Genomic DNA, 11,048 nt, shown 5'->3' on the forward strand with positions numbered 1-11,048 from the left:
AAAGAAGAGGGGTTCTAGATATTAAGTGATATTCTAGTTGACTTCGGGTAGGACATAATCGTGTAAGACCTAATTAGGGGTAACTCGAAAGGGCTGTGATTAGCTCAAGAATCCCCCGTCTTTCAAGCGGGGGAGTGTCAAATAAATACATATCCAATGTCGAGGCTGTAGGGGTGAGTCTCTGTATCCGAGTTAAGCGGACAACCGATCACTTTTATTGACTCGCCCACCGCCTTCCATCTTCACACAAGCTTCATCTAATTGCCAAGTCTTCATCAAATCTTCACAGCCTTTCAACTGTGCTGGGAGAATAATAAAGAGTAGGGATTCTATTTTAGCGTTTGTAGCGGGCGTGTAAAACAGATAGCTGAACCCCAGGTATTTTCCCATCGTCTCCCCCAGCTAGACACTATTAACCGATGGCTACGCCTGAGGTAGGAAATCCTAAAAGCACGGAAGTACCTGGAAAAGACAGAAAGTTCATGATAGACGAACTCTGGACTACTCTAACTTCTCTAGTTAAATTCTTGCTTTGAGGTATTCCGATGAAACCCCCAACAATTTATCACTTATCAGCAACAGCAGTAGGTGTGACTCTCAGCTTATTAGCAATGGGCAATGCAGAGGCTTACACGTTTAGCCGTATCTTTGATGATAGCGGTCCCTATAACTTATCTAGCAACTTACCCGCTATTAACAATCAGGGGACTGTAGCATTTGAGGCGAGATTGGACTTAGACCAATATCCTCTGCCTTCATACCCTGACGATAGGTATTATCGGGATGTCATCTTTACAGGCGACGGTCAATCACTTAACCGCATCACCCAGCGTATGGGGACTTTTAATTTCAAGGATATAAACGACAGCCATACTGTGGCATTCACGGAACAAATAAGTTCTCCCCGTTTTCCGCAGTATAATCTATTCACTACCAACGGCGACGGGTTCACGACCATTAACCAACGTCCTAGTCCTAGTGGCTATACCTACGATTTTGGTGACGTTACCATTAACAATGAGGGCAGTGTATTTTTCCACGAGTTATATTTTGGTGTATTTACTAGCGATGGTGTAAATCGTACAACCATTGCAGAAAGAAGTGGAGCATTGGAATATTTTAGTGGTACTTTAGCGCTCAATAATAAGGGAAATGTTGCCTTTGGGGCGTATTTCGATGATTGGGGCAGTGGTATCTTTACTGGTAATGGGGATTCGACTACCTTAATAGCCGACACTAATGGTTTATTTCGTAACTTCGGTACCCTTTCACTTAACGATTCGGATACTCTTGCTTTCGCCGCTTCCCTAGATGATGGAAGTGCAGGTATCTTTACCAGCAGCAACGGTTCCATCACTACCATTGCCGATACTAGCGGACTATTTAGTGGCTTTTCCAATGCTGCTATCAACAATAATGGCGATGTAGCGTTTGGCGCTGGACTCGATACTGGGGAATCCGGAATTTTTACCGGAACTGACCCAGTTGCTGATAAGGTGATTACTATTGGTGATCCACTCTTTGGCTCTACCGTGACCAGTTTACGCTTCTCTAATAAAGGATTTAACGATGCTGGTCAATTCGCATTCTTTGCGGAACTTGCTGATGGATCTAGTGGTATTTTCCGTGCTGATCCAGATCCTAATGCTGTTGTCTTTGATTGGGGAGGAACAGTCGCTCAACCGATTCCGGCAACTCTTAAACCCATTGAAATCGATGATTTTTCCGGAGAGGAAACATTAATTGACTACGATTCAGACCCCAATTCTTATTCTTGTTTTGGGGATACTTGGCCACCGAGTTGTCAATTAGATGGAGTTATTCACATAGGATTTTTTGGTTATATTGACAGTTTGTCTGTCCTTCACACCAACAACATCACTCCACCTGATCTTAGATTTCATTGGACTAATCAACTGTCAGTAATATTTCCAGAACCCCAAAATCGTCTAGGTTTTGGCTTTGCCTTGAGTCAATACGATGATTTTTATTTGGAGGCTCCTATTGATCAAGAATTTTTGGCGAATGCTGTTACAGTTAAACTCTTCGATGCGGCTGAGAACCTTCTCGGAACGCTTTCGGGTGATGCCAAACAAGACCCATTATTTCTGGGTGGATTTTTAGGAGTAGAAAGTACTGTACCTTTTCTCCGTGCTGAGATAATTTTTACGACCAACAGCAGAGACCGCGCCTTGGATAATCTCAGGTACGAATTTGTGACTCTTCCTGAACCAGCCACAGTTCCCGAACATGCAACAGGATTAGGCTTACTTGTAATGAGTGCAATTGGGGCAGGTTCAGCCTTAAGACACAAGCAGAAATAGACTCTTAAAACACCTGTAATAACCCTGTGACTGGTGGGCATCTGACTCGCTGGTATAGTATGGACAGGGTATTTGCTTAGGGGGTGCGATCGCGTGATAATTTATGATACAAACCCGATAGATCGTACCCCCGCACCCAATGAACATTTTCTTTGAAATTCATCAAAACCTACCCAGAGAAGCCCCCGGTGACAACGCTTCCACCCGCAAAGCCTTTTCCCTACTAACCAACGTACCCCCACAACCCAAAATTTTAGACATCGGCTGTGGTCCAGGAATGCAAACCATAGAACTCGCCAAACTAACCGATGGACAAATTACCGCCATCGATACTCATCAACCCTTTTTAGAAGAATTGCAGCATCGGGCGGTGGCTGAGGGCGTTTCTGATAACATTAATCCCCTCAATCAATCCATGTTCTCCTTAGACTTTGCCCCCCATAGCTTCGACATCCTCTGGTCAGAAGGGGCAATTTATATCATGGGTTTTGAAACAGGACTTAAATCCTGGCAAACTCTTCTCAAAACAGGAGGCTATCTCGTCGTTTCCGAACTCTGCTGGTTACAGCAAAATCCCCCAACTGAGGTAAAACATTTTTGGCAAACCAATTACCCCGACATGAAAACAATTAACGATAATCTCCAACTTATAGAAGCTTCAGGTTATCGCCAAATTGGTCATTTTATGCTACCTGAATCATCCTGGTGGGACAATTATTATACTCCATTAAAGGAAAGAGTCGAGGATTTACGCCAGAAATACAGCGATGATCCGCAAGCGAATCAGGATATTGATAATGAGTTCCAAGAGATAGAAATCTATCAGAAGTATTCTGATTGGTATGGCTATGTCTTTTATCTCATGCAAGTTCAATAATTTATACTTTTATTGAACTAAGCCAACTCATCGAGACGATAAAAATTGGTTGCTGCAATACGGGTCTTCCGTAGTTAGTGTGCTAAATTGTTAGTTGTATTTGCCGGAATATTGGACAGCAATAGCTTTAACCATTTTCATCCGGATTTCAAGAGAGTTTTGATGCGATTAAAAGCTACAGTCCTTGTCTGGTAAGCTTCCTAACTCATTGAAGCTAATAGTTTAGCATAGTAAGTCCGGAAGACCCAATTAAACAGCTATACTCACCCTTAAATCTTGCACCAATCTCACCAACCGCCTTGGGTTTTAACCCAAGTCTAAAAGCTAAAGTCGTCTAAAGACGACTGGATAAGAGTTTTAGTCCACTTGAGTGGACTTACGCTTTTAGCCAAGAACTTGAGTTCTTGGCGGGAGTCGGGGCTTACTGAAAAGGGTGGAAACTATCAGTTTTATCCTTAGCTTAAGCTTAAATTAATCCAGCATCGCGCTTTTCCCAGAATTCATCTCTCATGGCTTGTTCCGCCTCTAATTTGGATTTAAAAGCCGCTTCTAAGTCTTCATTTAATTTTCTGACAATCGCTTGTTCTAGCTGGACGTACTTCATCCCACGAACCGTTAAAACAGGTTGGACTAAAGAAATAACACTAGCTCCGATTTGGGTATGGGAATTGACTTGAGTTTGACCGGAATAACGTCTTCCGGTCATGATATACCAGGCAAACATTTCACAATTATTGCTGTAAATATTGTAGCAACCGAACTTTTCCGGATATTCCTTAACTCGTTTCTGTTGCTCAGGAGTTAATTTTGCACCGTTTCCATTGTATTCAATGCCGTTTGCACCCCAGCCAATAGAATTATTGAAGGTTCCATCTGAGGAAATAAAATAATGCCGAGCAATTCTCAGCGTTGATTCAATGGGTAAGCTATAAATAGATGTTGTCATGAAAGTGTTTCCAGAATCTACTTTTCTTCAAGACTAATTAATTCACGGTTCAATTCATTTACTGGATTTACACAGCTACAATGATGGATTAGATTTGCCGATTTTATGGGCGCACGCCATGCGCCCCTACGATTTATGGACGGAATCCTAATTCATAAAAAATAAGATAAGCTGTTATGCATTTAAATTGGGTATTAGTAGCGAGCAAGATGCTCGCACTACAATGATTTCGTCATTATTGACATTAAGGTTTAAATGCCGACCCGCTTATGCCATACTACATTAATTTAAAGCCTGACTGAATTTCTGCAAAAAGGCTTCATACGCCTGATTAATCGCTTGCATTTTGGCTATAGCAGTAGCCGAGGAGTTTATATCCGGGTGATATTGCCGAGCTAATTGATGGTATGCTAACTTAACCCTGTTGATATCGGCGTCCATTTCCACACCCAAAATTTCCCACCATTCACCCGATAATCCCGATTCAAAGGGAGTAGTCTCAACACCCAACTGGTTACGCCAAATCTTAATTGTCCCTGCTTTACCACCACTGACTAAAATTTGTCCATCCGGACCGAAAACCACAGGACTACATCCAGCAAGCGTACCAAGTAATTGACCTGTGTGTAAATTCCAAAGATAGACAGCATTTTTGTCAGCACTCGCCAATAGTTGTCCATTCGGACTGATGGCAACGGAAACGACTCCCTTTAATTTTTGATCCAGAGTTTTGAGCAATTCTCCTGTCTTTAGATTCCATAATTTAACCGTACCATCAGCGCTACCACTTGCCATAATCTCGCCGTCGGGACTGATAGCAACCGATGTCACCCAGTTAGAATGTCCGATAATAATCTGAGGTTTTTTATAACTGCTTAAAGACCAAACCAGAATCGTTTTATCAGCACTACCACTAACCAGCGTTTGACTATCTGGACTGATAGCAACCGACCAAACTGTGTCTGAATGACCATTGAGAGTGCGTTTAATTTCTCCAGTGTATTCGCTCCACAATCGGATTGTTTTATCACCACTTGCACTAGCCATAATCGTTTGATCCGGGCTAAACGTCAGGCAGGAAATAAAACCTAAATGACTGTAAGTGGAATTCGGATAAAAGAAGGGACGTAGCAGGGCTTTACTGTCTATCTGCCAACTGGTAATTTTATTGTCAAATCCACCTGCAACCAGCCTTTTTCCCTGGGGGCTAATCGCCACAGCAAAAACTTCTTTAGCTTGTCCAAAGAAGGTAAAATCATGTTTTCCGGTTTTCAAGTCCCATAGACTAACGGTTTTATCTTCACTTGCACTTGCCAAAGTTTGTCCATCGGAGCTAATCGCGATCGCGGCAACTTTTGCTCGATGTCCTTTGAGAATGTTGACGCATTTCCAACTCGGAGACGCTTGAGACTCAATGGCAATAGTTTTGGCTTGATTTTCCGGTTTTTCAAAATTACTGTAAACTTGATCATCTGATGAAAAATTCGCGGTTGATTTAGCTTTTTGTTGCTGTTTAGCCTTTAGCGCCTCTAACTCTTCCTCAATTTCTAGATCCGCAAATTTTTGTTTCCAACTATCTTCGGCAAATATGGGATCTAATTCCAAAAGTGCTTGAGTATAGGCTTCCATTTCCAGCACTTTAGTTTCCATGCGCCCAAAAGCGTCTACAGCACCTGCCATGGGTTCTCCTGGTTCAGGTTTGCAGGCTTTATACAACCCATAAACACCTAATCCAACCACTCCCCCAGCCATTGCCATTGTACCCATGCATAATATAATTAATTAAGTTGGCTAACACAGCGATGGAAACTCTAACTCTGAACGTACCCCCCACCGTCGGTTTAACCGACGAACAATTTTATCAACTTTGTCTGGCAAATGAACAATGGCGATTAGAACTAACCGCTGATGGAGAATTAATAATTATGCCCCCAACAGGTGGAGAAAGTGGTATTAGCAATGCGGGTTTGACCGCTAAAGTTTACAATTGGAATGAGCAAACCAGACTGGGAAAAGTTTTTGACTCCTCCACTGAGTTTCGATTACCCAATAATGCCAAACGTTGTCCAGATGTATCCTGGGTAATTCTGGAACGATGGGAAGCCTTATCTCCTGAACAACGGCGACGCTTTCCGCCCTTATGTCCAGATTTTGTGATCGAACTTCGTTCTGAAAGCGATTCGCTGAAAAATTTACGTGCCAAAATGTTAGAGTACCGGGATAGTGGTGCTCGTTTAGGTTGGCTGATTGATCCGCAAACGCCCCTAGTGGAAATTTATCGACCATTCGTTGATGTAGAACAGATCAATTTCTCTATTGACGAACCGCCAACACTTTCAGGGGAAGATGTGTTACCAGGATTTGTTCTCGATTTAACGGTTATATTGAATCCTTAAATTTCTGCTTCAATCCGCTTTATAGCGTTTCTCCTTCTGTGGGCGCAAGCCTTCATCTGTGTCAACTTAAGCCATAACTCGTTGCCTATTCTAATTTTCAGCCACCGGAGAAGGGCGGGTTTAGTTAAGTTATCAGTTTTTGCCATAAGTTATCTGTAAAACCCGCCCCTACAGCACCCTTTGTATGGCTTCACCTCACGCATTGAAGAACCGTTATAGAAATCGACTTAAATCAAAATCGTCGTCAGGAACCTCTTGTTTAAACCGTTGTGCATTCAAAACTAACAGTAATCGCTCCGAATAATCTACCGCCCCCCGCAACTCGTCTCGTAATATTTGTAAGCCGCCATTAGCATACTCTTCAAAAATATGAATCCGTTCCTCCTCTGCTTTGGCGTCAAAAGAGGAGAGAATTTTAGCATCTTTGGTTTCGACAAGCGCCAAAAGTTTAATCAGCGCGTCATATCCCCGCGACACAAATATCTCTAACCCAATCGGTGCGGGTTCTTTCTTCGCAATTGTTCCCAGAGGCGATCGCTTCTTGCGCTTGACCCCCAACGCCGCTGCAAATGCGATAACGTCAGCGTATGTTTGAAATGGTCCGGTTGTCTCGGCTGATGCGGTTAACGCTTTGACTAAATCGGCTTGCTCCTTGGCAATTCGGATGCGATTGACACCCATTCCCGTGACATCCTCCTACATTTGTCATTTGTTATTTGTCATTCGTCGCAGAATGTTTGTAATCCGTTGGGGCGGGTTTAGTGATATAGGGGTGAAAACCTTCCCGTTAGTGGTAAAACCCGCCCCTACATCTCCCCCTGCTAAGAGACGTGCCATGGCACGTCTCTACACGGCTCCCCAGCCACCACCCTACTGGGTTTGCTGAATGTACAGTAAAATACCCCGTGCGATCGCCTGGGCGATTTGGCTGCGAAATTCTGGTGTGGCGAGTCTCGGCGCATCCTCAGCCCCGGTGACAAAACCCACTTCCACTAACGCAGAAGGCATAGAGGTTTGCCGGATCACATAAAATCTGCCTTGCTTCACACCGCGATTCCGCATCCCTGTACTCTGTAATAAACTGTTTTGAATCGCTTCGGCTAGCCCTCGCCCATTGCTATAGTAATAGGTTTCCACGCCATTCACATCGGGACGACTCATGCTAATCGCATTCGCATGGATACTGACAAATAGGTCAACATTCGTTTGTTGTGCCAGTTGAACTCGCCCTCTGAGGCTAATAAATCGGTCATCCGATCGCGTCAATATCGTTTGTACACCCTGTTGTTCTAAAATGGCGGCAACCTGGAGAGAAATGGGCAAAATCACATCTTTCTCCTGCAAGCCACCAATCCCCACAGCGCCAGGATCTTTACCCCCATGTCCCGGATCAAGCATCACCACAACGCGACTATTGCGAACCCCAGGAAATACAGTCGGCGGCGGTGAAATCTGTGGCGGTAACCGTTCTGGCGGCGGTACAGGAAGCGAACCCGTTGGCGGTAAAGAGACTCTCGTCTGTCGCAGGGGAAGTAATAAGAGTTGATCGCTGGGTTGATTGAGTTCCCCAACCTGGGTATTTCTATCCGGTTGGATGACAATCACAACCGTGCGCGGATCTTGCTGGCGCAGTCTCACCTGGGATAACGGACTATTCACGCCTAGCTGAGGTCCTTGAACTCCTGGCGAAAGTTGAGCATCTGGGATGGTAATTTGGAACTGGTTGGTGTTGGTATCCCAATTCCCCCTCGCCCGAATCCGTCGATCTGCCCGGATTAACAATTGAGTGCCATTTTGGGCGATGTCCACCGATTCAATGGTGGCGAGAGTCGTAGCCGCCGTCGGTTCCCGATCAGATCGTCGCGGCGATAACCCCTCAAGCTGCGACGCCGAAACTCCTCTGGGTAGTAATACCAAGCCCCCAACGGAGCTATAATTCATCTGCCAGTCGGGACTCTCGCGATTCACCCGTAAGGTGATGCGAGTTGGGGAGGAGGAACCCGACGGTTGGGACAATTGAATTTGGTTGACCCCATAGCGATTTACTGACACATTTTGATTCAGTAACGCTGGGGGTAGAGTAATTCCTTCTACCTCAAACTCAATTGTCTCGCGATCGCGACTCCGTTGAACCTGAATCTCTTTCGCTTCCCCTTGATTGGTGCGAATAAAAAACCCATCCCTTGTCACCTGAATCGGATCAAGTTGCACCCTTGACTCTGTTGTGTCAGCAGAGGGTTCTGGTGGTGTGGGACGAGGTGCGGGTTGGGGGGGAGGAGTTGTCGGCGCTACGGGACGAGGTGCGGGTGCAGTGATAAGCTGCGGCGTGGGTAGTTGCACAAACCACTGTCTCGGTGACGCCCCACGAAACTGAATCTGTTGGGGGTCTATAGTATAACCCGGTGCAATTTCTACCACAATCCGAGTCGTCTGGCGGTCAAACTGTCCCACCCGAATTTCGCGAATCCCTCCTCCCACAGACTGGCTGACGCTGGGACGTCCCAACGTCGTACCCGGTAAATCGATAACCAGGCGCAGGGGGTTCGGAATCAGTTGGGCTGTGGGTTGAACAGTACCATCTGTCGTAAATTCGAGTTGATTTTGACTTGCATCAAATCGCCACAACAGAAGTCTAGCGGCTTGTGCAGGTAATGAAACCAGAATTGTACTCCAGAAGCTAATAAGTAGCAGTAGCCACTGAATTTTCCTCATTCCCCTACCCTCACGATTAATCGTTTAACTGCCAATTGCTTGTTCAATTTCAGCCTGGTCTAGTTTACGTCCAATTAGCACTAACCGAGTTTGGCGAGATTCGCCATTGTGCCACAGTCGATCATAGAATGAATCGAAGCGATTGCCGACTCCCTGCAAGACTAGGCGCATGGGTTTATTGGGTACAGACACAAAGCCTTTGATCCGGTAAATCTCCTGCTGTTGCACGAGTTGTTGCAGTTTGGCGATTAGGGTTTGGGGTTCAAAGGGTTGGTCAGAAATAAATTGTACTGAATTAATGTCCTCATCATGGTCGTGGTCGTCTTCAGTATCATGATGACTGGGACGATTGTCTAAATTATCCTCGACGGCGGCGTTAAAACCAAGCAAGAGTTCCGGCTGAATCTGTCCGTGATCACAAGGGATAACCTTAACGCCTGTGGGTAATTGATCCTGTAACCAGTCTTTGATCCTCCTCAGCGTCGCCTCATCGACTAAATCAACTTTCGTCAGTAAGACTAAATCCGCACAAGCCAATTGGTCTTCAAAGAGTTCCTCAATTGGGGTTTCATGGTCTAAATTCGGGTCAGCTTGGCGTTGGGCTTCTAAGGCATTAATGTCACCGACTAACGTTCCTGCGGCTAACGCCTGACAATCCACCACTGTGATTACTCCATCCACAGTAGCACCGTTGCGAATGGGAGTCCAACGGAAGGCTTGGACTAAGGGTTTGGGTAAGGCTAATCCAGAGGTTTCAATCAGCATACAATCGATGCGATCGCGCCGCTGCAACAGTTGCTGCATTGTCGGGAAGAATTCTTCCTGAACCGTGCAGCACAAGCAGCCATTTGTCAGTTCCACAATATTATCGTTAGGATTGTCCTCCTCATCGCAAATTCGGCAGGAACGCAATAACTCGCCATCAATACCCACTTCACCAAACTCATTCACCAGAACTGCTATTTTACGTCCTTGGTTGTTTTGTAGTAAATGGCGCACCAAGGTGGTTTTGCCAGAACCGAGAAAGCCGGTAATCACAGTTACGGGAATTTTATGCATGATTATTTAACCTCAGGATAGGGGTGGAATTCGTGCCAAAATGCCTTTTTTTAATGGTTCAGGTCGTTTCGACCAAGGCAATAAACCGTCGGGTTGGCTATGGTATAAACTGGCACAGTCTAAGATAGCTGCTGCTGTTTCTGGTAATGTCTCTACATCTACGGGCAAATCCCCAAATAGATACGTGTATTTAGAGGGTGCGGCTAAGGAAACAGCACAAGGGCGACTACAAGCACTCATACATTCAACCGGTTGAAGTTTAAATTCATCCTGGAGTGACCAATTTTGGTGGAGTTCCTGCAAGGGTTCTAGCAGTTTTTCGCCACCACTTTGACCAATGCGCTTGCCATCTTTCCAGGTACTGGCGCAGGTTGTACAAACAAATAAGGTATGTTGATTCATGTTGATTTTACATATTGATTTTACATTCGTACATTTCGTACATTTCCTACATTCATACATTTCCTACATTCATACATTCGTACATTTCCTACATTCATACATTTCCTACATTCATACATTTCGTACATTTCGTACATTTCGTACATTCGTACATTTCGTACATTTCGTACATTCGTAGGGGCGAAGCATTCGCGCACAGATGTTTCGGTTTTCTATCAACCTGCCAACGCGAATGCTTCGCCCAAACAGCATTCGCGCACAGATGTTTCGGTTTTCTATCAACCTGCCAACGCGAAAGCTTCGCCCAAACAGCATACGAGAAAAGTTGATTA

Annotated in this window: 12 protein-coding genes; 3 read left to right on the plus strand and 9 right to left on the minus strand. The window is 44.9% G+C overall.

Annotated elements, in window-relative coordinates:
• Nucleotides 1-192: 192 nt before the first annotated feature.
• Nucleotides 193-390 carry a hypothetical protein gene (locus tag RLO19_RS10230; RefSeq protein ID WP_446356075.1) on the minus strand — a complete coding sequence of 66 codons (198 nt, stop codon included), beginning with the start codon at nucleotides 388-390 and terminating at the stop codon, nucleotides 193-195.
• A 155-nt stretch (nucleotides 391-545) separates the two neighbouring features.
• Here RLO19_RS10230 and RLO19_RS10235 point away from each other — a divergent pair, with 155 nt between their 5' ends.
• Together RLO19_RS10235 and RLO19_RS10240 are read left to right on the plus strand one after the other, a co-directional pair.
• Nucleotides 546-2,324 carry a DUF7453 family protein gene (locus RLO19_RS10235; protein WP_446356077.1) on the plus strand — a complete coding sequence of 593 codons (1,779 nt, stop codon included), beginning with the start codon at nucleotides 546-548 and terminating at the stop codon, nucleotides 2,322-2,324.
• A gap of 139 nt (nucleotides 2,325-2,463) precedes the next feature.
• Nucleotides 2,464-3,201 carry a class I SAM-dependent methyltransferase gene (locus RLO19_RS10240; RefSeq protein WP_446356078.1) on the plus strand — a complete coding sequence of 246 codons (738 nt, stop codon included), beginning with the start codon at nucleotides 2,464-2,466 and terminating at the stop codon, nucleotides 3,199-3,201.
• 466 nt (nucleotides 3,202-3,667) lie between these two features.
• Here RLO19_RS10240 and RLO19_RS10245 read toward each other — a convergent pair whose 3' ends face one another.
• The gene (locus RLO19_RS10245) at nucleotides 3,668-4,147 is read right to left on the minus strand and encodes an NC domain-containing protein (protein ID WP_446356080.1); all 480 of its coding nucleotides are present in this window, start codon (nucleotides 4,145-4,147) and stop codon (nucleotides 3,668-3,670) included.
• 282 nt (nucleotides 4,148-4,429) lie between these two features.
• Nucleotides 4,430-5,914 (minus strand): WD40 domain-containing protein, encoded by a 1,485-nt coding sequence (locus tag RLO19_RS10250; RefSeq protein ID WP_446356082.1) that lies wholly within the window; start codon nucleotides 5,912-5,914, stop codon nucleotides 4,430-4,432.
• 35 nt (nucleotides 5,915-5,949) lie between these two features.
• Here RLO19_RS10250 and RLO19_RS10255 point away from each other — a divergent pair, with 35 nt between their 5' ends.
• Nucleotides 5,950-6,543 (plus strand): Uma2 family endonuclease, encoded by a 594-nt coding sequence (locus RLO19_RS10255; protein ID WP_446356084.1) that lies wholly within the window; start codon nucleotides 5,950-5,952, stop codon nucleotides 6,541-6,543.
• A gap of 213 nt (nucleotides 6,544-6,756) precedes the next feature.
• Here RLO19_RS10255 and RLO19_RS10260 read toward each other — a convergent pair whose 3' ends face one another.
• The 6 genes from RLO19_RS10260 to RLO19_RS10285 all read right to left on the minus strand — a co-directional run.
• A complete protein-coding gene (locus tag RLO19_RS10260) occupies nucleotides 6,757-7,224 on the minus strand; it encodes a DNA phosphorothioation-associated protein 4 (RefSeq protein ID WP_446356086.1) in 468 nt (155 codons plus the stop codon).
• A gap of 24 nt (nucleotides 7,225-7,248) precedes the next feature.
• Entirely contained in the window at nucleotides 7,249-7,380 is a 132-nt protein-coding gene (locus RLO19_RS10265; protein WP_446356088.1) for a hypothetical protein, read from the minus strand.
• A 33-nt stretch (nucleotides 7,381-7,413) separates the two neighbouring features.
• Nucleotides 7,414-9,255 (minus strand): N-acetylmuramoyl-L-alanine amidase, encoded by a 1,842-nt coding sequence (locus RLO19_RS10270; protein WP_446356090.1) that lies wholly within the window; start codon nucleotides 9,253-9,255, stop codon nucleotides 7,414-7,416.
• 24 nt (nucleotides 9,256-9,279) lie between these two features.
• Nucleotides 9,280-10,314, minus strand: coding sequence for a cobalamin biosynthesis protein CobW (cobW, locus tag RLO19_RS10275; protein ID WP_446356092.1), 1,035 nt, complete (start codon nucleotides 10,312-10,314; stop codon nucleotides 9,280-9,282).
• Nucleotides 10,315-10,326: 12 nt separating this feature from the next.
• A complete protein-coding gene (locus tag RLO19_RS10280; RefSeq protein ID WP_446356094.1) occupies nucleotides 10,327-10,716 on the minus strand; it encodes a DUF1636 family protein in 390 nt (129 codons plus the stop codon).
• A 94-nt stretch (nucleotides 10,717-10,810) separates the two neighbouring features.
• A partial coding sequence (locus tag RLO19_RS10285) for a hypothetical protein (protein WP_446356096.1) occupies nucleotides 10,811-11,048 on the minus strand: 238 nt, incomplete at its 5' end.

This window comes from Coleofasciculus sp. G2-EDA-02 (genome assembly GCF_040226375.1).
Taxonomy (GTDB): Bacteria; Cyanobacteriota; Cyanobacteriia; order Cyanobacteriales; family Coleofasciculaceae; genus Coleofasciculus.

Bases quoted from the DNA above. Each gene is read 5' to 3' on its own strand.
- RLO19_RS10230 (WP_446356075.1), bottom strand. From the start codon at position 390: ATGGGAAAATACCTGGGGTTCAGCTATCTGTTTTACACGCCCGCTACA.
- RLO19_RS10235 (WP_446356077.1), top strand. From the start codon at position 546: ATGAAACCCCCAACAATTTATCACTTATCAGCAACAGCAGTAGGTGTG.
- RLO19_RS10240 (WP_446356078.1), top strand. From the start codon at position 2,464: ATGAACATTTTCTTTGAAATTCATCAAAACCTACCCAGAGAAGCCCCC.
- RLO19_RS10245 (WP_446356080.1), bottom strand. From the start codon at position 4,147: ATGACAACATCTATTTATAGCTTACCCATTGAATCAACGCTGAGAATT.
- RLO19_RS10250 (WP_446356082.1), bottom strand. From the start codon at position 5,914: ATGGGTACAATGGCAATGGCTGGGGGAGTGGTTGGATTAGGTGTTTAT.
- RLO19_RS10255 (WP_446356084.1), top strand. From the start codon at position 5,950: ATGGAAACTCTAACTCTGAACGTACCCCCCACCGTCGGTTTAACCGAC.
- RLO19_RS10260 (WP_446356086.1), bottom strand. From the start codon at position 7,224: ATGGGTGTCAATCGCATCCGAATTGCCAAGGAGCAAGCCGATTTAGTC.
- RLO19_RS10265 (WP_446356088.1), bottom strand. From the start codon at position 7,380: ATGGCACGTCTCTTAGCAGGGGGAGATGTAGGGGCGGGTTTTACCACT.
- RLO19_RS10270 (WP_446356090.1), bottom strand. From the start codon at position 9,255: ATGAGGAAAATTCAGTGGCTACTGCTACTTATTAGCTTCTGGAGTACA.
- cobW (WP_446356092.1), bottom strand. From the start codon at position 10,314: ATGCATAAAATTCCCGTAACTGTGATTACCGGCTTTCTCGGTTCTGGC.
- RLO19_RS10280 (WP_446356094.1), bottom strand. From the start codon at position 10,716: ATGAATCAACATACCTTATTTGTTTGTACAACCTGCGCCAGTACCTGG.